This window comes from Ignatzschineria sp. LJL83 (assembly GCF_054871845.1).
Genome location: NZ_JBTXLY010000009.1, coordinates 1 through 24,543 on the forward strand (window position 1 = coordinate 1; position 24,543 = coordinate 24,543).

The window sequence follows — 24,543 nt, forward strand, 5'->3', positions numbered from 1 at the left end:
GATACGCAAGCAGTTCAATATGTGGAAGATCTACTAAATAATAGACCTAGAAAGGTGTTAGGATATTTAACACCTTATGAGTATTTGGTCAAAAACGTACTTGTCGCACTTCGTATTTGAATCTGCCAGATAAATACAGTTCTGGTAAATTATTTTGCAACATTTCCGGCAATATTTAAAATATTCCAAGTTCTTGCAAAAGGAGGCGCATATATAAAGTCCATGAATCCTAGCTCTTCAACAGTAAGCTGGCTATATATTGCAACGGCTAAAGCATCCACTCGATGAACAGCTCCTCCTAAGTATGAACCACATACTTGAGCGCCTAAGAGAACTTTATTGTCTTGATTGTATATTAACTTTACCCACATATCTGATTGGGATGGAACATAATCGGAATGGTTTTTATCTTTGATAAAAACGGTATTATAGTGAATACCTAGTTCTTGAGCATCTTTCTCACTGATGCCGGTACGACCTGCCTCTAAGTTGAATACACGAATACCGCTTGATCCCAATGTTCCAATAAACTCCTTAGAATCTCCCGTTATTGTGCTTCCGACTAATCTTCCTAGCTTATTAGCGGTTGTTGCAAGTGGCAGATATTGATCTCCTGAGATTCTATGCTTTACTGTTGCGCAATCGCCGGCAGCATAAATATCAGCAACGTTAGTTTGACATAACTCATCAATAATAATGGCATTTTGGGGTGAAAGTTGGATGGCGCTATTTTTTAAAAAATCGGTATTAGGTTTGAATCCTGTCGCAAGAAGGATCAAGTCCGCAGAGTATTCTCCGTGATCTGTAATCACCGTGCTTGTATTATCATCGTTGTCTATTATTTCAGAAACGCGCTCATTGACATTGAGATTGACGCCATTACGGTAAAGTTCTTCTTCAAGTAGAGTGGTAATTTCCTCATCAAATATTTTTTCTAATATTCTTTTAGAGTATTCAATTAAGGTGACATTTTTTTTCTTCTCTTTGAATGCTTCAGCGGCTTCAACCCCAATAAAACCTCCACCAATCACAATGATGTTTTCAGCCGTTTCCATTTCTTTTGCAATAGTTATCGCATCGTATTTTGAATGCATCGTATAAACATTGTTTGAATGAATGCCCTTTATCGGAGGAATAATGGGAGATGCACCTGTGGTAATTAATAATTTATCATAGAAAAAAGGGGTTTCCGTCTGGTTTTTAATATTTTTCGCCGTTACTTTTTTAAGATTCTCGTCTAAATCAATTGCTTCGTGAAATAGTTTAATATCTATTCCCATTTGAATAAAATCTTCAAAAGGTCTAGCTGTCATTCGTTCTATTTCCGTAAACTCACCAGAAATATAGTAAGGAATGCCACAAGCTCCAAATGATACGACATCATTTTTTTCTAAAATCGTAATGGATGCATCGGGGTCTGACTTTAGAATTCTGACAGCTGCTGATAAGCCAGCGGCATTTGCCCCTAAAATTAAATAATGCATGATCTATCCTTTTTTTATCAAAAAAATAGCCTATATTAAAAATAAATAGGCTATTTAACTTACTGAAAGTTATACATCCACAGAGCTGTCATCTAACGTTGCATTTGGGTCATTAAAGACTTTCATATCCATCGTTCCCATTTCTCTATCAGTAGCAACTGCTGAAGCCATGGTTCCAGAAACATTCGCAAGTGTACGAGCCATATCGATGATCGGATCAATTGCTAATACCATTCCAATTAGCGGGAAAAATTCAGCCATTCCCATTCCGGATAAAACAATGGTTGCGGCAACTGTTGCTGTTCCAGGAATGCCGGCAATACCGATGGATCCAATGATAACTACGATGACTAGCATGATATAAAAACTTAAATCTGTTTCGATACCCACCATATTTGCAACCATAACAGCGAGAAGAGCGGGGAAGAATCCGGCACAACCATTCATTCCTATTGTGCTTCCTAAAGAACCGATAAGATTGGCGGTTCCATTATTGACTCCCATGCGGGTTGTTAATGTTGAAATAGTCATTGGTAACGTCCCTACAGATGAACGGCTTGTGAAAGCCATCAACCAAACGCCTAAAGATTTAGAGATATACATCTTTGGCGATACGCCGTGAACCATAACAATAATGATATGGATAATCATCATTAAAGCAGCTGCCACATAAATTGCAGCTACAAAACTAGAAGCTTCTAGTATCGCCGGTATTCCATTAGACACAATAGTTCTAGCAAGAAGTGCGACAACGGCATAGGGCATATATTTAATGATTGTCATTGCGATAGACATGACGATTTGATACAAGCCTTGGATGAGTGATTTGAATGAGCCAATCACTTCAGGATGTCTTTTTTCCATGCGATTAGCTGCAATCCCTAATAAGGCTGAGAAAATGACTAATCCCACGATATTTTCATGCATCATGGAAGTAATGATATTGCTCGGTATTAAATTCACAAGGGTGTCTACTAAGTTTCGATACTGTTTGACATCGGCTGTAATAGCAACATCAATTTCTTTAGCGCCTAATCCAAAAAGGTTCGCGAGAATGATTCCTAAGACACAAGCGATTCCCGTTGTAAAAAGTAACCAAAAGATCCCTCTAACCGCAATCTTTGGAAGATCTTCTTTGCCGGCAAAATCTAAAATAACTTTAACAATTGATACGAATATTAAAGGTATAACTAGCATACGAATGAAAGAGATAAATGCCCGACCAAATAAGCCGAACCATACGGATGTTTCTTGCATCCAGAGATTAGAAGAATCAGGGAATCCTGCAATTAATTGTATTCCAAGACCTAATAGCGCACCAAGAATCAAACCTACAAGCATGCGCATAGAAAAGCTTACTTTTTTATTTTGTATTTTTTTTAGAATAAAAAAGCAGACAATTAAGGCAAAAATTGCAATGAGTGTTTGATAATGGGTAATTGAAATGAATTTCTCAAAAAATATACCAGAAAATATTTGTCCTGAACTCGCATTTTCCATAGTTATACTCCAAAGTTATTTACTATTAATATTAGTTGTTCGCTAATATCGCCATATACCACCATATACATCTATTTACTTTTTATTGATCATGAGGTTAATGATTTGATCATCTACTCCCTTCATGCTGTCATTAGCTAATGCGCATAGATTATCGATTGATTGATCAACATCATCGCAAACAATGCCTTCACTGCCGGTAACTTGCACATTATCGAGCGCCATAAGGACAGATTTAAAGGCAGATCCTACAGAAGTGGATACTTTCATTGCGCAACTATTCGCAGCGCCATCACAGATAATCCCCGCTAAATCTCCAACCATGTTGGACATTGCCATGCTTATAGGTTCGTATTTTTTATCTCCTAGTAGCCACGCCATTCCCGCCGCCGCTCCCATCGCTGCTGTCGTGACAGCGCATAGAGCAGAAAGTCTGGGTAGTTTATTGTGAATATAGATCGCCATTGCGTGAGATAAAATAAGGGCTCTAGCTCTCTCTTCATCACTTGCATTCATAAAATCTGCGACGACCACTACAGGCATAGTTGCTGTAATCCCTTGATTTCCAGATCCGGAATTACTCATTGCCGGAAGAGTGGCGCCTCCCATTCTGGCATCAGATGCTGCTGTTGATCTTATGAGGATTTGAGTTAAGAGATCATTGCTTAAAAAGCCTTTATCAACCTGCTTCTGAAGAGTTGCACCAATGTGGTGCCCATAATTATTTTTAAGACCTTCTTCGGATAAGGCTGTATTAATCGTGTCTGCTGCTAAGATAAATTGAATATCCTTAAAAGGAATATGAGTCGCAAATTCATAAATATCTTTCGCTGTAATATCTTTTAAAGAGTATTGTTTTTTTGATTTTTTATGATCGTTATCCTTTGATTCAAAAATAATTTCATCATTTTTTTTAATTGAAATCACGTTAGTATGACCATCAGCGATTTTAACTTGAATCTGATCTTCACCTGCAAAGACAGTACTTTCGGCGTATAAAATGTTAGGGACAGCGGCCATAGTGACAGAAACTTTATCTTCTTCTAGAAATTGTTTTGCTAGAGATACCGCTTCTGGTGTTAATGAAGATAAGACTTGAAGGCCTCCTTCTGGATCTCCCCCAAGTGCCCCCACGGCTGCGGCGATGGGAAGTCCAATCATTCCTGTTCCGGGTACAGTAACTCCCATGCCATTTTTCATGAGGTTGGGGGAAACCCTAGCTTTAATGCGCTGAATATCATTGGTCGTATAAGATGCAGCGATGGCAGAGGCCAATGCTAGAGAGATAGGTTCAGTGCAACCTAAAGCCGGTAATACTTCTATTTCTACAGCTTTTAATAATTCATTCCCAATACCAATAGAGTTAGTCATATATCCCTTCCGCTATTCATCAATATTTATAAATAAAAACATTATCATATATTAATAGATAATATTATAATTAATATGAAGTTATATCTACTGATTTTGATGTGTTACTTGAAGGTTTTATGATTTGGATTACTTTGGGGTTTTTGTTAAGCATAAAAAATCCCAGCATATGTCGATACTGATTAAGATATGCTGGGATTAATTAACGGTATAACGGAGTTCTATGATTGATGAAATCTATAGATTACGTTTTAGTATTTTTAGAACTAAGATTGAGTTGTACCTTGCAGTGCGGTAATGGCGATGGTATAGACGATATCATCAACTAAAGCACCACGAGAAAGATCGTTCACAGGTTTTGCTAAACCTTGCAGCATCGGCCCAATACAGACCACATTTGCGCTACGTTGAACGGCTTTGTAGGTTATGTTTCCGGTGTTTAAGTCAGGGAAGATAAAGACTGTTGCACGTCCTGCAACAGGGCTATTTGGTGCTTTTTGCTTTCCAACGCTCAGCACGCTTGCCGCATCAAATTGAAGCGGGCCATCAATGAGAAGAGTGGGATCTTTCTCTCTTGCAATCTCGGTTGCTTTGGCTACTTTTTCCACTTCTTCGCCGGCGCCGGAAGTGCCTGTGGAATATGAGAGCATTGCCACTCTTGGCTCAATGCCGAAGGTTTTTGCAGATTCTGCCGATTGAATGGCAATATCTGCCAGCTGTTCCGGTGTTGGTGTTGGATTTACAGCGCAATCTCCGTAAATATGCACCTGATCTTTCATGAGCATAAAGAAGATACTCGATACTAATTTGGAGTTTTTATCGGTGCCAATGAGCTGAAATGCCGGGCGAATCGTATCGGCAGTTGTATGAACGGCGCCTGAAACTAAACCATCGACATCGCCAACGGCAAGCATCATAGTTCCTACAACGACGCTATCTTTAAGCGCTTCACGAGCGGATTCTTCCGTTGCGCCGCGATGTTGTCTGCGCTCTAGAAATGGCGCCACATATTGCTCGGCAATATCTACAGGATTAATAATCTCAATGCCGTGATCAGGAATAATAATGTTGTTTTCTGCGGCTACTTTTTGAATGGTGTCGGGATTTCCAAGAAGCACGCAACGTGCAATACCACGCTCTGCACAAATCGTCGCTGCTCGTAAGGTTCTTGGCTCTTCACCTTCTGGCAACACGATTCTACGATCGGCAGCTTGTGCGCTTTTGATGAGTTTATAGCGGAAAGCAGAAGGTGGCATTCTATTCGATGCCGGCTGTTTTAATTCCGCAACTAAACGTTTGACGTCTAAATGTTTTGCGATAAAGCGAATCGCTTCTAAATCATCGTGAATATGTTTATTCTCAGGAATGACGCCAATTACTTCTAGCGATTTGCAGAAATCTGTTTGGCAGAATGTGATGGTTTTCGCAATGGCTTCAGGATGTTCCACATGATTGATAATGTAACCGGCAAGCCAGATATGCGCTTCGCTATAGACATAAGCATTGAGATCAAAATGTGCCGCAACTTCTTCCGGCGTATTCGCAAGGGAATTGCCGGCAAATACAACGCCAGCGCAGAGGGATCTTGCGATATCGGCATTTAAATCATGGGTAAAAGGGCGGCTGCTGTCGTAGGTTAAACCTTCCACCACAACGACATCATAATTTTTGGAAGCTTCATTCACTTTGCCAACGATATCTTCGAGAAGCTCATCATATTGATTGCTTCGAATGGCTTGATTTACAGAACCTTCTAAAATGGGAGAAGGGGTTTCATCATTAAAGAGTTCACGATAGAGCTGTTCAGAGCGATTATTATCTTTGCCGATAGGGCGAACGAATCCGGTTTTAATTCCTGCGGCATTGAGTGCTTCCACGAGCGCAAGAGAGATTGAGCTTAAGCTTTGAATATCTCCAGTAGGTGCAACAAATAATGTTTTCATGAAGTAAAACTCCTTAATGAGTGAAAAGTATCGGGAAATCTAGTTAGATACTCTTCATAAAATAGTAAATTTATAAAATGGTGAATATCTGTTGAATGAATATAAAAAAGATCTAAGGCTTAATGAGTTAGAGAATTCTCTGTCAGAAGCAATTAGATCTTTTTTCAATATAGGTTATCTCAATGTGATTGAGTAAAGAATATTATTCATCTAAGTAATTAACGGATAAGTCAGTGTAATTACTATCTTATTGAATAATGCATATCTTTGACACATTAAGCGACTTTTTCTTTTTTAGCAACAATTTCAAGGGTATCTTGAACAATCATGCCTTCTTCATCGGTGCAAACCACCAATGCTTTTCCGAAGCTGTTGCTTGTTGCAATGACGCCTTCTTTTCCACCTGTACAGAATTCATTGGAAGGATTACTGAAGGTATATCCTAAAAAAGCGAGTTGGCGCATGATCAGTTCACGAACATAAGCGGAGTTTTCGCCAATGCCGCCGGTGAACACGATCGCATCTAATCGTTGCAATGCCGGCAAATAAGAAGCGATAAATTTTGCTACGCGATAACCAAACATATCTAATGCTAAGCGGCAACGAAGATCGCCTTCTTTTGCTTTAATCTCAAGGGTTCGGCAATCGTTGGAAACACCGGAGATTCCCAGTAATCCGCTCTTGAAGTTGAGAAGATTATCGAGCTCATGAATATTGTAATCTAAGCAATCGACAAGATATGGAATTAAACCAGGATCAAGTGAGCCTGAGCGAGTGCCCATCATTAAGCCTTCAAGCGGTGTTAATCCCATACTTGTATCTATCGATTTACCATTTTTAACGGCAGTAATCGAGGCACCATTGCCTAAATGACAGCTGATGATATTGAGCTTATTGAGGGGAATTCCTAAAATTTTTGAAGTTCTTTCCGTGATATAGCGGTGGCTACTTCCGTGGAAACCGTAACGGCGAATATTATATTTTTCATATAGTTCTAAAGGTAAACCGTAAAGATAGGCTTCTTCTGGCATTGTTTGATGGAATGCGGTATCAAATACGGCAACGTGAGGAAGATCTCCGAGAACTTCTTGCGCTGCTAAAATGCCGGTGAGATTTGCCGGATTATGAATCGGCGCTAAAGGAGAACATTTTTTGATGATTTCGATCACTTCAGGCGTAATTTCTACGGATTCTTGGAAGTATTCCCCACCATGGACAACACGATGCCCTACGGCAATGATTTTATCAGAATATCCTTTTTTGGTGAGATACGCGAAAATCTCTTTAAAAGCTCCAAGATGAGTTCCATCTTCAAGCGCTTCTGTAGTTTTTGAATCTCCCTGTTTAATCGTAAGGGTAGCTGCCGGTGAATCAAGCTGCTCAGCATTGCCACTCACAATCGTTTTACGCTCTTTAACATTCATGAGTGCAAACTTAAGAGAGGAACTTCCGCAATTGATGACTAAAGCATACATACTTGTTTAACTCCTATAACTGTCTATCTCTGAGACATTTTTATTTATTATTTATAGTTTCGACTGAAAGGTTAGGTAGAGTTTGTATCTTTCCCATCTCCATTTAAGAAAGCTCTAGCTATTTTCATATCTCACAATTTTAATAATTTTTATCACATTCTAAAAAAGCTGAAAGATGCAAAAATTATTTTACTTATCTGTTATAGCACCCTTTTAATTGAAGGTGGAGAGAACTTTGATAGAGTTTGACTTATATAATATTTTTTCAAATTAAAAATAGATAAAACTAATTGAAATACTTATCAATTTAAGGATGTATTAATCTTTGACAATTGTCGTTATTGGCGTGTTTTAACGCTGCTTTATTGATGTTTAAGGATGAGAAGTCGTCAGTTTTATCGAAAAAACGATACTACTTATTAAGGATGAGATTAGTTTTTTGTGAATTAAATATATTTAATGGTAATCGGTGTTATTTTGTGCGGATATTTTCTTATCCCTTAGGAATCATTTGAGAGTAATTTTGAAGAATCTTTTTCCTGATGTTGATTTTGTTGTGCAACATCAAAATTTTTAATCGCTACTTCGGGAGAGTCGGATGTAGGTTTTGGAGAAAGTTGCGCTTGATAACAGCTTTTGTAATAACGATAAAAAGAGGCAAACGCTAAAATGCCGTAGAGAATGGTTAAAACGAGAAGGTTAATCAGTTCGCCTTTAATGCTTTCTAAAGATCCGCCCATTTGATTGAGAGTTACGGCGCTTGTAATGCCGGGGAATATGGGAAAGATGTAAGTGAGCCAAGAAGTGGGCGCTGAGATCATTTCTGAAGGCCACGTCATACCGGCGGTAAAGAAAAAGAGCATACTTGATGGCATCACAATCATAAAGATATCTTCAAATTTCTTGAAAAATTGTCCCAAAATCATGCCTAAAAATACGGTGCTTGATAAGAACAAGAATCCCAAAATCCAAAGATTGGTAATATTTCCTAAAAAGGGGAGCTGGTAAAATATCGGCGCAAGTCCTGTGTAGACGAAAAACATAATAAAGCCAATAAATACATAACTAAACCATTTCGCGAGAAATGTGCAGAGCGATACCATTAGCAATGAATGATTAGGTGCTTGAATGAGTGCTTTTTCTTCTTTAGTGCCTTTATTAATGACGATGGAGATCATCACGCCGATAAAGAGAAATTGATACACAATCAAGACATATACCGGTGGAATGACATAGGTTTCATAGCCATCTTGCGGGTTATAAATGGGCACAACGACCGGCGTTATCGGCGCACTATTGCCATAAGCAATTGAAGGATCAACACCTTGTTGTACCTGTCTTTTAGCGCTAATTTCTTGGCTCATATTTTGAATGGCGCCTTGAAGCGATGCTGTGATTTTACTGTAGATAATCATATAGCTCGCATCGCCATAATAGGAGATTTCTCCGGAACGACCACTTAAGATATTTTGTTCAAAATCGGAAGGAATCCAAAAGATGCCGTAAACCTCTCGATTGCGTAAAAGATGCTCCGCTTCCGGCATGGTATCCACATAATCCACTACTTCGATGCTATCTGTGGCATTGAGTTTTCGAATGAGCTCTTTACTCATGGTGGAGAGATCATGATCTACAACAACGGTGGGCGTATTTCGAACCGTTTCATGATTGTAGGGAAGCGGATAGTAGAAAAAGTATCCCACAGAAGCCACCACGATAATTGTGATCAATGCTTCTTTGCGGAACATGTTCAATAGTTCATAAAGGAACGTTGTAAAGGTAGTTTTAAACATGTTTCGCTCCTTTCTTCATTAGTTGACGGATTCGGATCACAGAAAGAAGGTAAGCCACAATAATAATGAGCGAAAGCCATAGAAGTGGCATTAAATTGTAAGGAAAATCATGGCCGCGAATGGTTTGATCTAAACGAATTTCCACAAACCATGTTGCTGGAATCACGGCGCCCCAAGCAAGCGCATACCAGCTCATGGCGATTCGTGGAAAGAAGAGTCCAACAAATCCAAATGCCGGCGAAGCGAAAACACTTGCGCCGCCAAAATTGAGATCTTTGCCGGGAAGCCAAAAGGTAAAAATCGCTGCCCAAAGTTGCGCGGCAATAATAAAGAGAATCGTGCCGAGATAGAGAACGGTTAAGGAACCGCGAATGGGAACTTCAAACACAAAGATCAAAATAATATCAAGGAGCAAGGATGTCATAAAGAACCATAATAAGTACGGCAACATCTTATTGACGAAATATCGCAAATAGCTTCCATTTGCCATCGCCATCGGCACGGAAACGCCGCCGGCAGATTCCTTATCTCGGCAGAGCGTATAGACCATTGTGAGCATGATCAGGATTTGGATAATGACGGGAACGGCGCCATTCACAAGGGTTGGGATATAGCTCAAAGAGGGATTAAAGAGCGGATGCGTTTCCAGTTTAATGGGGGAAAGCTGCGCTTCGGCAACTTTTCTCGATATCCCTTGCGTCGTCATGGTTTGAACTTGATAGTTCGATGCAATGGATTTCAGCGAAGCAACATAGCCATTTTGCAGAGAAATACCGAGCGACATAAATTGATCGTTATAAAATGCCGTCACTTCCGGAGATTCTTTTGAGAGCAATTGCTTTTCATAATTCACAGGAATCACAATAATGCCGTAAATATTCTTCGCCATTAACGATTGCTTGGCATCATAAAGCGATGAATTTCTTTCGGATACGGCAATTTGAGGCGCTGCGGCAATCTTTTGAATGAGCGCTCTTGATGCCGTTGTGCGATCTAAATCGACAACGGACACAGGAATCTGCTGTAAAATTCCCTGATGAAAAAGGTGCGTGAAAAAGATGATGATAATAATGGGATAGAAAAGAAGGCAGAAGCTGAGAACTTTTGAGCTGGCGATAAATTTTATCTCTCTAAAAAATAGAGAGAAATAGTGCTGTTTTACGCTCGATGGAGTCACGGATGGCTTCATATTCATATCCTACTGATGCGCAGGGCGACGAGATTTCCAGTCCGCAATGACGCTCATTCCCGGCAATAATCCTTCATCTTGTTTGGTAGGTTTTGCGCGTACTTCAAAGGTGCGAAGATCAAAATCTCCCGTGGCTTTCGTTGCTTGCCAGTTGGCAAATTGCCCTAAAGGATTGATCGCTTGAATGTAAACTTCGACATCTTTTTTCAGCGCCGGCACAAATACCGAGAAATGATCGCCGACTTTTGCGTGATTGAGATAATCTTCTCGAATATTAAATGTGAGCCATAAATCATCCATATTAATGATGGAATAGAGCGGCGTTCCTGGGCTATAAAGCTGCCCAATTTCTGCAATACGAACGGTGACTTGCCCATTGGAAGGCGCCAAAACTGTGAGCGTATCGAAATCAGATTGCACTTGATTTAGTGCCGCTAAGGCTTGTTCTACTTGCGTATCTGCTAGCGCTTTCTGTTCGTGGCTACTGCCATTGACGGCAAGCTCATAATTCGCTTTTGCCGCAGCGGTGGCATCCATTGCCGCACTAAAGGCATTTCTCGCAACATCTAAGTTTTGCTGCGAAACGCCGCCACGAGGCGCCGATTCTTCCATTCGGTTTAAGTTACTGGTTGCGAGTAGAAGATCAGCTTGAGCCTTTTCATGTTGCGCTTTCATCGCTTCAATGGTTTCAGGTCTTGTGCTGTAAACCACATCACGATTGGCAACGGACACTTTATGTTGCGCTTTTGCGGTTGCTAATTGTGTGGTAAGCGCGGAGCTTTCTAGTTCTAATAGCAGATCGCCTTCTTTAACTACATCGCCAATATCTGCCGTTAAGTTTTTGACATGACCTTGTACTCTGACGGAAATGTCCACTCGATTCGCCGCAACTTCGCCTTGAATAACAAGTTCCGGCTTGTGATAAGAGATGAAGAATATGACCCCAATGAGTAATCCAATTAGACCAATGAGTAAGGCGATGGTGGTTTTGATGTTAGGCATGGTTATCAACTCACTTTTAAATCAATACTTCATAATCGAAATTTATAATAAATGGTTCATAGAACAGCTAGAACCGTTAGAGAAACTACTATAAGTACAAGAGATCAGCCGTAAAACTGGCTGTTTTGAATCAGGTAAAATCAGATAAAGCGAACTAAAACAAGATCAGAATCAAACATTATGCGTTGAGTTTTCATGAGTTCATTTCATAAGCTCATTTTCTACACTCATTGATAAGATTTGATTGTTGAGGATTGTTTTAGCACTCTAAGAATATATTATGAATATAATCATTATTACTTAAATTTACAAATAATTACTCTTATTGGTGATAAGGAGAGATTACTGAGCGAGATTTTCTGAGGAGATTTATGAGGAGAATTTTAAATGGCTTATCAGTAGTAATATCTCTGGTGATCTCTACGATCTCTGTTATTCATCGGCATTTTGAGAGAACTTGATTGAGAAATGAGAACTTCTAAATAGAGTGAAGGGTTTTATCTGAAAGGTGCTTTTAAGACTTTTTTGGATCTTTTCTAAAACCGTTCAAAACTGTTTTTTAGCGATGAAGAAATAGCAGGCAGAAAGTTTTTTTGAAAGCTACCGAGAAGGCGCTAAGTAGTGTAAAATATTTCGTTTTGTAACAGTTCTATTTAAGATAATTTGAATTCTATCGGCTCTATGCATTTTCAGAATAGGGAAGTAGAAGATCGATTTAGATAGAGCATAAAAATAGAACGTAAAAGATAGGAAGAGATTTACTAAATATGGCGATCCTAAAAGTGATTACCGTTCCGCATCCCACATTAAGGGCTAAAGCAGAACCCATTACAGAGTTTAATGACGCAGTAAAAGCGTTAGCAGAAAATATGTTAGAAACCATGTATGCCGAAAAAGGCGTGGGTTTAGCGGCAAATCAGGTAAATGTGTTACAACGCATTTTCGTTACAGATTGCTCAGAAGAGCGCAACGAACCAATGGTGTTTATTAACCCAGAAATCATTGCAGAATCAGAAGAAATTGAAGCTGCGGAAGAGGGCTGTTTATCGCTTCCCACATTGTATGGCGGTCCTGTCCTTCGACCTGAACAAGTGACGGTGAGAGCGCAAGATGTGAATGGCGAGTTTTTCGAAGTAGAGGCGAATGAGCTGTTAGGCCGCTGTATTCAGCATGAATTAGATCATTTAAATGGCGTGTTATTTATTGATTATCTCTCACGAATGAAGCAACAACGCATCTTGAAAAAACTTGAAAAAGTATTGAAAGAGCAAGCGCAGGAAGCTCAAGAAGGCTAGTTTAAACGAGATTTCAACACTGTTTGAGTGGCATTGCTTTGAATGTGGATTCATGGATTTACGGTATATTGACGAATGTATGAATTCATTGGTTGAGAAAGAGAAGAAAAGAGGAAAGTTATGGGATTACGAATTATTTTTGCCGGAACGCCGGAGTTTTCCGTACCAACATTGGAAGCATTGATTGGAAGCGAGCATGAAGTTGTTGCGGTTTATACGCAGCCAGATCGTCCGCGTGGTCGTGGTAAAAAAATGCAGTTTACGCCCATTAAAGAAGTTGCTGTACAGCACGATATTCCTGTTTATCAGCCACTTTCTCTTCGTGATGCGGAAGCGCAAGAAACGTTGAAATCCCTTAATGCTGACTTAATGATTGTGGTGGCTTACGGATTAATCTTGCCGGAAGCGGTATTGAATGCGCCTAAATATGGCTGCTTAAATATTCATGCATCCCTTCTTCCACGTTGGAGAGGCGCAGCGCCCATTCATCGTGCCATTGAAGCGGGCGATCAAACCACTGGCGTTGGCATTATGCAGATGGATAAAGGCTTAGATACCGGCGATGTTTGGGCGGAAAGCTCTGTTGCGATTACACCGGAAACGACCATGATTGAACTGCACGATACGCTTAAAAATCTCGGCGCTGATCTCTTATTGAAAACGATTCCAAAAGTGATTGCCGGCAATGAAGCGCCGACAAAGCAACCGCTTGATGGCATTACGTATGCCGAGAAAATCACGAAAGAAGAAGCGAGATTAAATTGGGCAGAAGATGCTGAAACGCTCATGCGAAAAATTCATGCGTTTAACCCATTTCCCGGTGCTTCCACAACGGTTGATGGAGAACTCTTAAAGCTTTTTAGAGTGAAAATGACGGATCAAACCTCGAATGAAACGCCGGGCACGATTCGTATTGAGAATGAACAAATATATATCGTTGCCGGCAATGGTATTGAGCTTGAGATTTTAGAGCTTCAAGCTGCCGGTAAGCGAAGAATGGAGAGTGCGCTCTTTATTAAAGGTAACGAAATTAATCAAAAGGTATGTCAATAAATGGCTATTAAAGAAGCGCTATATCCAAAACTCATGAAAAATCCCCGATTTGTCGCTATTGAAATTTTAAATAGCGTTTTGATGGGAGAATCATTAACAGAAGCTCTGCCACGTTTATCCACAGGGCTTAACGACAATGATAAACGTTATGTGCAGCATCTCTTGTTTGGCACATTACGCCAATATGATGCGCTCGATGATCGTGTATCACAAATGCTCTCAAAGCCTATTAAACCTGCGGAAATCGAAGTGAAATTAGCGCAGATTTTAGCGGCATATGAGCTCACGGAAATGGCAACGGCAGAATATGCGATTCTCAATAACTGGGTAAACCTCATTAAAGAGATGGATAAACTCTGGGCTGCGGGATTAACCAACGCCATTTTGAGAAATATTCAGCGTGGAAAATTACCGCCAGCGCAGTTTTTAGCAGGAAAGAGTAATTTGCCGGCATGGTTTGCAAAACGTATTGAAAATCAATGGGGCGAAAAAGCGCTAGAAGAGATCGGCACATTCTATCAGCTTCATCCTGAAATGATTTTGCGCGTGAATCTTCAAAAAAATAGCCGTGATGAATATTTAGAATTATTAAAACAAGCAGATATCGCCGCAACAGCCCATGAATTTGTGGATACGGCAATTGTGTTAGATTCGCCTGTAAGTGTTGATCTTTTGCCGGGATTCTTTGAAGGTTGCGTGAGTGTACAAGATGCATCCGCACAATTAGCAGCGCAATTATTAGATGTGAAAAATGAAATGGCAGTGCTTGATGCCTGTTCAGCGCCGGGCGGAAAAACCACGGCAATTTTGGAACAAGCACCAAATCTCACGAAGCTTGTGGCATTAGATAGCTCTGAAACGCGTTTAGAACGTGTGACAGAAAATATCACACGAGTATGCGGAGAAGTGCCGGCATTTGTAGAAATCGAAGCGATTCCTTGTGAAGAATATGAAGCGAAAGCGCCATTTGATCGTATTTTGTTAGATGTACCATGTTCAGCGACCGGCATTATGCATCGTCATCCTGATATTAAGCGTTTACGCCAAGCGTCTGATATTAATAATCTTCGCAATATTCAAGCAGAAATTTTAATGCACGCTTGGACGCAATTGAAAGTAGGCGGAAAACTTCTATATGCGACTTGCTCGATCTTAAAAGATGAGAATGAGCAGCAGATTCGTCAATTCTTAAAATCAGAACCCACGGCAAAAGAGATCAAGCTCGATATTCCATTTGGCGCACAGCGTGATGTTGGCGTGCAAATTTTGCCAAGATATTTTGAATCAGAACAGAGCATCGATGGTTTCTATTATGCTTTATTAGAAAAAACCGCTTAAGTTTATAGATGCTTATTCTTGATGACATAATCTTCAAGAATGGAATGATAAGGACATAGAAAGAAAGACAAGAAGAGTAGAAGTTTCACTGCGGGCGAGAGGTTGTTATAGAAATGCAAATATTCCCTCCCGCCGTAAATCAGCTATTCTTATTGGATAAAGCGGATGAAGTTGGAACGGGAAGAAAGAAGAGATTTTACTGCGGGCGAGAGGTTGTTATAGAAATGCAAATATTCCCTCCCGCCGTAAATCAGCTATTCTTATTGGATAAAGCGGATGAAGTTGGAACGGGAAGAAAGAAGAGATTTTACTGCGGGCGAGTAATCGTAAAATGAGTGCAAACATTCCCTCCCGCAGTGAATCAGCTATTCTTACATGATGAAATAACGATCGAGAAACAGAAAACAGAAATAAAAAATAGGAAGAAAAAAGGACCATAGATTGAAGCAATATTCGCACACCATAGAGATCATTTTTGAAGGAAACGCTACAACAGCGCTTTCTCAAGAGATTCTATCGTCTGCAGTTACTTCAAGACGATCCTTTTTCTTCTACTTTTTTCTCTATCTTGCCGGCATTTTAGGGATTTTATTCAGCTGTTTTTCATTGAGCTTTGCTGCGGTTGCAAAGCAATCGACGCTTGAAATTGAGAGCGTAAGAAGTGAGTTTTATGAAGAAGATTCAACCTTAAAACGGATTCGTGATGTTGAACTTTTAACTAATGGCTCATTGCATTATGTGGATATTCAGCTCGCCATTAAGAGCAAAATTGTGATGAGTAATGAGCAATCACAAATGTTACTAAATGGCATTCCTTTGACGTTTGTCTACGATATTCGTATTGAAGAGAAAGGGCAATATGGCTTTTGGCGAGGGAATAATTATGAGAAAGAGATTCGCTATCTCCTCTTTTATCACGGCTTATCGAAGCAATTTGTGGTGCGGGATTTAAATACGCAAAAACAACATAGTTATCCGATTTTAAGTTTAGCGTTATTATCCATTTCAAATTTAAACGATATTGAATTCAAAATTGTAGATCAAGAAGGATTTCAGTTAGATCGCTATCACGGAAAAGCAAAACTGTGGTTAGATATTGAAGCGCTTCCAACGCCACTTCGAATTCCGGCATATCTCTCTTCGAATTGGTGGTTGAACTCAAACTGGTTTAAGTGGGAGCTTAAATTATGATGGCATATATTCGTAAACATGCATTTTTGCTCTTTCTACTACTCTCTGTCTTACTCACGATTATTTTAGGCGTGATGGTTCGCTCCATTGAATCGGCAGTGCTCTATTCTCGGTATTACACATGGATTATCCTTGCCGGTGCGATCTGTTATCTGTCGTTAATGTCCCTTGTGACCTACTTCCTCATTCAGCTCTTTCAAGGCGTTCGGAAAAAACGTTTGGGCGCACGATTAAATGCACGAATGATGATGTTCTTCTCAGGACTTTCAGTCATTCCTATTATTATTCTATTTCTGTTTTCCGGCATTATGATTCAGCGGGGAATTGACAGCTGGTTTGATGAATCCTTAGACCAAGGTTTTGATGATGCGCTGACATTGGCGCAATCGGCACTGGAAACAAGACGATTAGATGCGCTAGAAATTACCCAATCCATTGGCGAAAGAGTGGGCACGTTAAACTCTTTAGATTTAGCCTATGAGCTCGAAAATTTACGCTTTGATGCCAATGCGTTAGATTTAACGGTATTTGATCATCGAGGCAGAATATTAGCGACAAGCTCCAGTAATACCACCATTAACTTGCCGGAATTACCGAATGATATTGTGCTAATGAGCGTATTTAACGATATGGATTATGTCTGGCTGGAACCTGTGGGCGATGATGAACTCCAAGTGCGCGTGATTATTCGAGTAGATGCAGATACGCCGAGAGTCATACAAGCCATTTACGAAATTCCGCCTCGTTATACGGAGCTTGGCTTATCTACGCAACGTTCTGTAGAGAGTTATAAGCAATATAAAACGTTGCAAGAATCTCTGAAAGGACAGCTCATTGCTATTTTAACGCTTGTGTCTCTTTTAGCGATTTTATTAGCACTCGGCGGTTCTTACTTTGCCACTCGCCGTTTAGTGAATCCGATTCGCCGATTATCCATTGCTTCAAAAGCGGTTTCTGAAGGAAATTTTGATCGGGAAATTACGGTCAAATCCAATGATGAAATCGGATTCTTAACAGAATCTTTTAATGAAATGGTCATGAAACTGCGCCAAGTAAACGAAGCGGAAAAAGCCTCTCAAAGATTATTAGTTGCGCAAAGATCCTATTTAGAAGCGGTATTAGCCAATCTCTCTTCTGGCGTTTTGGTACTCGATAATCATGGAAAGATTAGAACATTTAATGAAGCGTCGATCTCTATTTTAGATACAGATCGAGCATTGTTACAGCATATTGAATTAGATGATTCAGATACAATTGATGAATCATTGCACTTCTTTTTCACCCCTCTTTCAAACTATCTTCAGAAAAAATCTCAAGGAGATGAAGGGGATCGCTTTGAAGTGATTCGTGTAGAAAAAGGGATTACCCAAATTTTATCGGTACGAATTTCTGAGCCGTTAGAAAACCGCAGTTTACCAAGTGGTTATGCCATTGTTTTTGATGATATTACACAATTGATTAACTCCGAGCGAGAAGCGGCTTGGGGCGAAGTTGCACGCCGTTTAGCCCATGAGATTAAAAATCCGCTTACACCAATTCAGCTCTCAGCTGAGCGAATGGCATTTAAGCTTAAAGCTAAATTAGAATTGGAAGATCAGCTGTTATTAGAAAAATCGACACAAACGATTATTACGCAAGTGAATGCGATGAAAACAATGGTCAATGCATTTAGTCAATATGCGAGAGCGCCGAAGTTGAATTTGAAGAAAATTGATATTACAAAGTTGGCAGAAGAGGTTACTTTCCTTTACAGTGATTATGCTCGAGGGGTTGAGGTTACTCTGAATCATCCTAAAAAGAGCTTATGCGTGAATGGCGATGAAATTCGTCTTCGCCAGCTATTACATAATCTCATTAAAAATGCGATTGAAGCTTGTGAAGAAAATAGAGAGAATTCTAGTGGCAAAGTGAATGTTGAGCTCTGCATTAAGGATGATAAAACATTTTTATTACAGGTCATCGATAATGGCGCTGGGATTGATGAATCTCTTGTGAAAAAGATGTTTGAGCCTTATGTTTCCACAAAAGCGAAGGGAACAGGGCTTGGATTATCCGTTGTGAAAAAAATTGTAGAAGAACATAGTGGTCGAATTGCGATCTATTCTGGGAAGGATAGAGTCGGAACTCAAGTTGAAGTATTGTTACCTATTTATCAGGAAATAGAAGAGGGAATTGAGAATGGCGAATAAAGTCAATAAACAGTGGGGCGGACGTTTTTCAGAAAGTACCGATGCATTTGTTCAAGCATTTACAGGATCGGTAGATTTTGATCAGCGCATGTACGCAGAAGATATCGCTGGTTCGCTTGCTCATGCTGAAATGCTCTTTACACAAGGCATTTTGTCAGAAGATGATTTTAAGCTCATTAAAGAGGGTTTAGCAGCAGTTAAAGCTGAGATTGAAGCAGGGGAATTCCCTTGGTCTATCGAGCTTGAAGATGTGCATATGAACATCGAATCAAGCTTAACTGAAAAAATCGGCATTGCCGGCAAAAGATTACATACAGGACGTTCTAGAAACGACCAAGTGGCAACGGATATCCGTCTCTGGCTTCGTAATCAACTCGATCTTATTGATGCAGAGTTGAAACGTTTACAAGAAGGCATCTTAGAAGTTGCAGAGAAAGAGCATGATACGATTATGCCGGGCTTTACGCATCTTCAAGTGGCGCAGCCTATCACTTTTGGTCATCATTTAATGGCATGGTTTGAGATGATCAAACGTGACCGTTCACGTTTCCAAGATTGCCGTAAACGTCTCAATATTTCTCCATTAGGCGCAGCTGCACTTGCGGGAACAACGTATCCGATTGATCGTCATCTTTCTGCTAAATTATTAGGATTTGATGCACCTTCTGAAAACTCATTAGATTCAGTATCAGATCGTGATTTTGCCATTGAATTTACGGCAGATGCGGCAATTTTAGCAATGCATTTATCCCGTTTTTCTGAAGAGCTCGTACTTTGGGCAACGCCGGCATTTGATTTCATTAACTTGCCAGATCGTTTCTGCACAGGTTCATCCATCATGCCGCAGAAGAAAAATCCAGATGTTCCAGAGCTCGTTCGTGGTAAAACAGGACGTGTTTATGGGCATCTTTTCTCGCTCTTAACGCTCATGAAAAGCCAACCGCTTGCATACAACAAAGATAACCAAGAAGATAAAGAACCACTTTTCGATACAGTGGATACAGTGCTGGGTTGTGTGCGTGCGTTTGCAGATATGATTCCGGCAATCTCCAGCAAGAAAGCACAAATGTATGAACGTACAAAACTTGGATTTGCAACGGCAACGGATTTAGCAGATTACTTAGTGCGTAAAGGCATGCCATTTAGAAATGCGCATGAAGTAGTTGGAAATGCCGTACGTTTAGGTGTTGAAACAGATCGTGATTTAGCAGATATGGAATTAGCAGAATTACAACAATTCTCTGACTTAATCGGCGATGATGTCTTTGAATACTTAACGCTTGAAGGATCTGTTGCGGCAAGAAATCATCATGGTGGAACAGCTCCTGCGCAAGTATTAGCAGCGATTTCTAGAGCAAAAGCAATTATCTAAAATAAATCTCTTAATGAAGCATCTGAAGCATTTAAAATATTTAAGTTTCTATCATCGTATTGTAATCTCATTGAGATGAAGTATCGTTGAGAGTGCTGATTAAGAGAGAAATATCAAAAGGGATAGGTCAACTATCCCTTCATTTTATCTGTAACGATTATCAAATAGAGGCAAAATTGAGATGTTTATGGGAATTTTGAAAAAAGTCAGACAATGTCATCGGTTATTAGGAATGATGTTGCTTGTATTGATCATCGCCGGCTGTGCGAGTGGCCCCAAAACATCTCATCGATCGCATTTTGAGAAGCCTAGAGAGATGGCAACCATGATCGATTTTTGGATCAATGTTTACTCGAAATGGGATCTGAATATTGTGGCATTCCATGATAATCGTTATTTAGAAGTGATTTATGAATTATCTGCCGTAAAACAGGGCGATCGTATGACATGGGATACGATTTCAGAACAGATTTCTCAAGACTTAGTCATTATCGAGGATGCGATTTTAAATCCAAGACCTTTGACGCAACAACAAGAACGATTTAAACGCATGCTTTTAAAAGCAGGCGGACCGGAAGCCTTAATTGGTGCTTCAGAAAGACTACGTGGGCAACGTGGCTTAAAATCAGAATTCAAAAGAGGGCTTGAGCGTAGCCAAGTGTATATTCCTTATTTTAAAAAGACTTTTAAAGCCGCAGGATTACCGGAAGAATTGGCATATGTGCCTCATGTAGAATCCTCCTTTAATAAAGGAGCTCGATCAAAAGTCGGTGCTTCTGGCATGTGGCAATTTATGCCGGCAACCGCAAGAAGTTTTATGCCAATGCGCACAAATGTGATTGATGCTCGTTTTGACCCTTATCATTCCGCACAAGGTGCCGCAAAATTAATGGCTTATAATCATAAGTTAGTGAGTTATTGGCCTTTAACGGTTACAGCCTATAATGCCGGCGTTGGGCATTCGATTCGTGCGAAAGAAACCTATGGCAAGAAAATGGGTGTGATTGTGTTTAATTATAGTGAAGGTGCTTTTAAATTTGCATCTCGAAATTTCTATGCTGAATTTGTGGCAGCAATGACGATCGCAAAAGATCCTGATAAGTATTTCCCGGGATTCCAGTATCAAGTAGTTCCTAGTGAGATTGAGGGAATTCAATTAATTGTACCGATGAGTCTTCGAGATCTATCAGCAGAAACAGGCATTCCATCGAGTGTACTATTAGAGTTAAATCCTTCATGGCTTCGTAATATCAGTACTAATCGTGCAGATATTCCAAGTAATTATGATGTATGGTTGCCAAAAGGGACGATGAGAAACTTGGAGTATCGCGGGTTTTTCCGTCCTAGTTTCATTCAGCCATAAAATAACAGCATTAAGGAATTCAATTTTTTTTAAGAAATTGACTAAAAAATTCGTTAAGGTTGTCAGTGAAGGAAATGTTTTTTTGCTAAAATAGTCCGGCAAAATATATTAGACAAAGATATACAGTAAATTCTATTCAAGGAAGAGTAGATCATGAGGATGATTCAAAGCATTATTGTGAATATCATCATGCCACTTTCTATTAAAATTGAAGGGTAAATTATGGGAAATGTTCGTAAAGCAGCAGAGGTTGGCCAAAGTATTTGGTTTGATAATATTGGACGTCATATGCTTGGCAAAGATGGTCAGCTTGAGCAGATGATTAAAAAAGAAGGTCTTTTAGGAATCACTTCTAATCCGGCAATATTTGAAAAAGCGATCGCTGATGGTGAAGAATATCTTTCGGTAATGAAAGATGCTGCAAATCAGGATTTATCAGCAAGAGAACTCTTTTTTAAACTTGCGATAGAAGATATTCAAGGTGCTTGTGATCTCTTTGCAGAAACTTATGAGAAAACCCGTTATCGTGATGGTTATGTGAGTTTAGAAGTATCGCCTGATTTAGCACATGATGCTAACGGTACGATTATGGAAGCGAAAGCACTTTGGGAAGAAGTGAATCGTCCGAACTTAATGATTAAAGTGCCGGCAACAAAAGCAGGATTAATTGCCATTGAAGCATTGATTGCCGAAGGCATTAACGTGAATGTGACGTTGATCTTTTCAGTAGCTCGTTATGAAGAAGTGCTTGAAGCATTCTTAAAAGGCTTAGAAGCGCGCGTAAAAGTCACATTACCGATCTTCCAAATTGCGTCTGTTGCAAGTTTCTTTATCTCTAGAATTGATAGTGTTATCGATGCAAAAGTGCGTGCAACGGCGCCACATTTGAAAGGTCATATTGCCATTGATAATGCGAAAATGGCATATGCGCATTATTTGGAAGTGATGGAAAGTCCACGTGCCAAAGCGCTCTTTAAAGAGAAAATGCAACCACAAAGATTACTGTGGGCATCAACCGGCGTGAAAGATCCTGTCTATCCTGAAACCTATTACGTGCATAAATTGATGGGGAAAGATACGGTTGATACGATTCCACCAAAAACGTATCAAGCATTCTTGGAAGATCAGCTATCGCCGTATGATCAAATTTTATCAGGCATGGATTTAGCGCAAGATCGTTTAGCGGAATTGAAAGAGCTCGGCATTAATTTAAATGAGATCTGTGCAGAGTTAGAGAAAGCAGGCGTTGAGCAATTTGTTGCGGCATTTGATTCTCTTCTCACAACGATTGAAAATGCAAGATTGTAGTATTCCTATTACTGTGAATATTCAATATTGAAGAGAGAGAGAAGTATTAGAGACACGTGTTAGAGAATCTTTTATTACTCTTCTAGAAAACCTGATTTTATTGTGAAATCAGGTTTTTTTATTGCCTATGTATTGTGAACTGATTGGTTAAATAGTCATTCATGTCTTGGAAAATTATATATTTTTCTGAAAATTCTTATGTTTTTTTATACTGTTATTTTGGTTGGAAAGATGAAAGAGAATTGATTCTGCTGGCACGGGATACTAACAGGAATGCAAGCATTCGAACCAGCTTTGCATCTGCTTTTTTTGTGCGACAAAACTTTCAGATACTTATTTTTGATAGTTATTTTTTGCGAGATATTTCCTTAAATCCTCTCAATTTAGATAAATCGAAGAAGATGCGCATCCTCTTTAGGAAATTTGGGAAATATATAGTATGTTAGTGAGTGCTTTTGTCATCAATATATAGACGAAAAGATGAAATAATCATGCAAGATATTTCTAGATCAGATTTTGTAAAAATATTTCTTTTGTAAAATTTTTCGTAAAACAGATCGGGAATCTAGAAATCACATACAACCATAAAATAGGATTGAATTAAAGTAGGCGAAGATGAAGATAGAACTCTCTCAACCATTTTTTAAAGAGCGCATTGCCATTATGGGAATCGGGCTGATCGGCGGCTCATTGGCTCGTGCACTAAAACGTCATAATTCTGTAGGAAAGATCATTGCTTATGATCGTAATGAAGAAGCTCTGCAGAAAGCATATGAGTTGGGAGTTGCTGATGAAATCTATACTGATCCTATTAAAGCTGCGGAAAATGCCGATATCATTATTCTCGCAACGCCGATTACGGCAATGGGCAAGATCGTTAAAGAGATTATTCCTCATTTGAAAGAAAATGCGGTGATGAGCGATGTAGGTTCTACGAAAGGTTCCGTGCTTGAAAGTATTAAAGCAGAACTCGGCTATTTGCCGGAGCGTTTTGTGCCGGCGCATCCTATTGCCGGAACGGAGAAACACGGCGTTGAGAACTCTTTTGAGTCGTTATTTGATAATCGCCGAACACTTGTGATTCCGCATTTGGAAAACAGCCATGATGCTGTAAGAACAATCCATGAAATGTGGAAAGCTGCCGGTTCTGAAACAGAAGAGATGGGCGTGAAGCATCATGACCAAGTGTTAGCTGCAACTTCGCATATTCCTCATCTTTTAGCCTATGCAACGGTAGATACGTTAGCGAATTTAGATGATCGTGCGGAAATTTTCCGTTTTGCTGCCGGTGGATTTAGAGATTTCACCCGAATTTCTGCATCTGATCCTGATCTTTGGGCGGATATCTGTTTGCAAAATCGTGAATCCATCTTAGAAGTATTAGTGGCTTATCAGAAAAATATCGACCGTTTACGTCATGCATTAGAAGATGGCGAAAGGGAAGAGCTTCGCACCGTATTTGCAAGAGCGAAACATGCGCGTGATAACTTCTATAAAGAACCGTAGAAAGAGAGTAGAAGAAAAAATGGAAGAAAAAGTAACAGAGAGCGATAGAAGAGAAGATAGTGATGAATGTTTGCAATTCATATGCCATTTTTAAATCGCTTTTAATCGTTGAAAAAGGCGTACAAAGGATTGTATGCCTTCAAAAAGCGAATATCTGTGTCTAGCAGATAT

General features: G+C 39.7%; 17 protein-coding genes. 9 read left to right on the top strand and 8 right to left on the bottom strand.

The annotated features are described in order from the left end of the window. Window positions 1–149: 149 nt before the first annotated feature. From ACYSN2_RS06880 to ACYSN2_RS06915, 8 genes are all read right to left on the bottom strand, one after another. Window positions 150–1,484: a CoA-disulfide reductase gene (locus tag ACYSN2_RS06880; RefSeq protein ID WP_461749518.1), complete on the bottom strand. Its 1,335-nt coding sequence runs from the start codon at window positions 1,482–1,484 to the stop codon at window positions 150–152. A gap of 69 nt (window positions 1,485–1,553) precedes the next feature. Further along, complete coding sequence (locus ACYSN2_RS06885) at window positions 1,554–2,984, bottom strand: cation:dicarboxylate symporter family transporter (RefSeq protein ID WP_461749519.1); 1,431 nt, start codon at window positions 2,982–2,984, stop codon at window positions 1,554–1,556. Window positions 2,985–3,059: 75 nt separating this feature from the next. Next, on the bottom strand, window positions 3,060–4,355 hold the full coding sequence (locus ACYSN2_RS06890) for an L-cysteine desulfidase family protein (RefSeq protein WP_461749520.1): 1,296 nt from the start codon (window positions 4,353–4,355) through the stop codon (window positions 3,060–3,062). A gap of 266 nt (window positions 4,356–4,621) precedes the next feature. Beyond that, window positions 4,622–6,298 (bottom strand): phosphate acetyltransferase, encoded by a 1,677-nt coding sequence (gene pta, locus ACYSN2_RS06895; RefSeq protein WP_461749521.1) that lies wholly within the window; start codon window positions 6,296–6,298, stop codon window positions 4,622–4,624. 275 nt (window positions 6,299–6,573) lie between these two features. Further along, window positions 6,574–7,773 (bottom strand): acetate/propionate family kinase, encoded by a 1,200-nt coding sequence (locus tag ACYSN2_RS06900; protein ID WP_461749522.1) that lies wholly within the window; start codon window positions 7,771–7,773, stop codon window positions 6,574–6,576. Window positions 7,774–8,273: 500 nt separating this feature from the next. Next, on the bottom strand, window positions 8,274–9,566 hold the full coding sequence (locus ACYSN2_RS06905; RefSeq protein ID WP_461749523.1) for an ABC transporter permease: 1,293 nt from the start codon (window positions 9,564–9,566) through the stop codon (window positions 8,274–8,276). After that, a complete protein-coding gene (locus ACYSN2_RS06910) occupies window positions 9,559–10,755 on the bottom strand; it encodes an ABC transporter permease (RefSeq protein WP_461749524.1) in 1,197 nt (398 codons plus the stop codon). The genes ACYSN2_RS06905 and ACYSN2_RS06910 overlap by 8 nt, the downstream gene beginning before the upstream one ends. Before the next feature lie 9 nt (window positions 10,756–10,764). Beyond that, window positions 10,765–11,757, bottom strand: a complete 993-nt coding sequence (locus tag ACYSN2_RS06915; protein WP_461749525.1) for an HlyD family secretion protein — start codon at window positions 11,755–11,757, stop codon at window positions 10,765–10,767. A gap of 767 nt (window positions 11,758–12,524) precedes the next feature. Between ACYSN2_RS06915 and def the strand changes: the two genes are divergently transcribed. The 9 genes from def (at window position 12,525) to ACYSN2_RS06960 (ending at window position 24,372) form a co-directional block, all read left to right on the top strand. After that, window positions 12,525–13,052, top strand: coding sequence for a peptide deformylase (def, locus tag ACYSN2_RS06920; protein WP_461749526.1), 528 nt, complete (start codon window positions 12,525–12,527; stop codon window positions 13,050–13,052). A gap of 120 nt (window positions 13,053–13,172) precedes the next feature. After that, a complete protein-coding gene (fmt, locus tag ACYSN2_RS06925; protein ID WP_461749527.1) occupies window positions 13,173–14,105 on the top strand; it encodes a methionyl-tRNA formyltransferase in 933 nt (310 codons plus the stop codon). Continuing rightward, window positions 14,106–15,443, top strand: coding sequence for a 16S rRNA (cytosine(967)-C(5))-methyltransferase RsmB (gene rsmB / locus ACYSN2_RS06930; RefSeq protein ID WP_461749528.1), 1,338 nt, complete (start codon window positions 14,106–14,108; stop codon window positions 15,441–15,443). Window positions 15,444–15,884: 441 nt separating this feature from the next. Continuing rightward, window positions 15,885–16,634, top strand: a complete 750-nt coding sequence (locus ACYSN2_RS06935; protein WP_461749529.1) for a DUF4390 domain-containing protein — start codon at window positions 15,885–15,887, stop codon at window positions 16,632–16,634. Further along, window positions 16,631–18,823: a sensor histidine kinase gene (locus ACYSN2_RS06940; RefSeq protein ID WP_461749530.1), complete on the top strand. Its 2,193-nt coding sequence runs from the start codon at window positions 16,631–16,633 to the stop codon at window positions 18,821–18,823. The genes ACYSN2_RS06935 and ACYSN2_RS06940 overlap by 4 nt, the downstream gene beginning before the upstream one ends. Then, entirely contained in the window at window positions 18,813–20,195 is a 1,383-nt protein-coding gene (argH, locus tag ACYSN2_RS06945) for an argininosuccinate lyase (RefSeq protein ID WP_461749531.1), read from the top strand. Before ACYSN2_RS06940 ends, argH begins: the two co-directional genes overlap by 11 nt. 187 nt (window positions 20,196–20,382) lie before the next feature. Continuing rightward, window positions 20,383–21,558 (top strand): lytic transglycosylase domain-containing protein, encoded by a 1,176-nt coding sequence (locus tag ACYSN2_RS06950; RefSeq protein WP_461749532.1) that lies wholly within the window; start codon window positions 20,383–20,385, stop codon window positions 21,556–21,558. Window positions 21,559–21,780: 222 nt separating this feature from the next. Then, complete coding sequence (gene tal / locus ACYSN2_RS06955) at window positions 21,781–22,866, top strand: transaldolase (protein WP_461749533.1); 1,086 nt, start codon at window positions 21,781–21,783, stop codon at window positions 22,864–22,866. Between the two features lie 615 nt (window positions 22,867–23,481). Then, window positions 23,482–24,372, top strand: coding sequence for a prephenate dehydrogenase (locus ACYSN2_RS06960; RefSeq protein WP_461749534.1), 891 nt, complete (start codon window positions 23,482–23,484; stop codon window positions 24,370–24,372). The last annotated feature ends 171 nt before the right edge of the window (window positions 24,373–24,543 follow it).

Bases quoted from the DNA above. Each gene is read 5' to 3' on its own strand.
- def (WP_461749526.1), top strand. From the start codon at position 12,525: ATGGCGATCCTAAAAGTGATTACCGTTCCGCATCCCACATTAAGGGCT.
- ACYSN2_RS06960 (WP_461749534.1), top strand. From the start codon at position 23,482: ATGAAGATAGAACTCTCTCAACCATTTTTTAAAGAGCGCATTGCCATT.
- ACYSN2_RS06885 (WP_461749519.1), bottom strand. From the start codon at position 2,984: ATGGAAAATGCGAGTTCAGGACAAATATTTTCTGGTATATTTTTTGAG.
- ACYSN2_RS06910 (WP_461749524.1), bottom strand. From the start codon at position 10,755: ATGAAGCCATCCGTGACTCCATCGAGCGTAAAACAGCACTATTTCTCT.
- ACYSN2_RS06900 (WP_461749522.1), bottom strand. From the start codon at position 7,773: ATGTATGCTTTAGTCATCAATTGCGGAAGTTCCTCTCTTAAGTTTGCA.
- ACYSN2_RS06950 (WP_461749532.1), top strand. From the start codon at position 20,383: ATGGGAATTTTGAAAAAAGTCAGACAATGTCATCGGTTATTAGGAATG.
- pta (WP_461749521.1), bottom strand. From the start codon at position 6,298: ATGAAAACATTATTTGTTGCACCTACTGGAGATATTCAAAGCTTAAGC.
- ACYSN2_RS06915 (WP_461749525.1), bottom strand. From the start codon at position 11,757: ATGCCTAACATCAAAACCACCATCGCCTTACTCATTGGTCTAATTGGA.
- rsmB (WP_461749528.1), top strand. From the start codon at position 14,106: ATGGCTATTAAAGAAGCGCTATATCCAAAACTCATGAAAAATCCCCGA.
- ACYSN2_RS06905 (WP_461749523.1), bottom strand. From the start codon at position 9,566: ATGTTTAAAACTACCTTTACAACGTTCCTTTATGAACTATTGAACATG.
- fmt (WP_461749527.1), top strand. From the start codon at position 13,173: ATGGGATTACGAATTATTTTTGCCGGAACGCCGGAGTTTTCCGTACCA.
- ACYSN2_RS06940 (WP_461749530.1), top strand. From the start codon at position 16,631: ATGATGGCATATATTCGTAAACATGCATTTTTGCTCTTTCTACTACTC.
- tal (WP_461749533.1), top strand. From the start codon at position 21,781: ATGGGAAATGTTCGTAAAGCAGCAGAGGTTGGCCAAAGTATTTGGTTT.
- argH (WP_461749531.1), top strand. From the start codon at position 18,813: ATGGCGAATAAAGTCAATAAACAGTGGGGCGGACGTTTTTCAGAAAGT.
- ACYSN2_RS06890 (WP_461749520.1), bottom strand. From the start codon at position 4,355: ATGACTAACTCTATTGGTATTGGGAATGAATTATTAAAAGCTGTAGAA.
- ACYSN2_RS06880 (WP_461749518.1), bottom strand. From the start codon at position 1,484: ATGCATTATTTAATTTTAGGGGCAAATGCCGCTGGCTTATCAGCAGCT.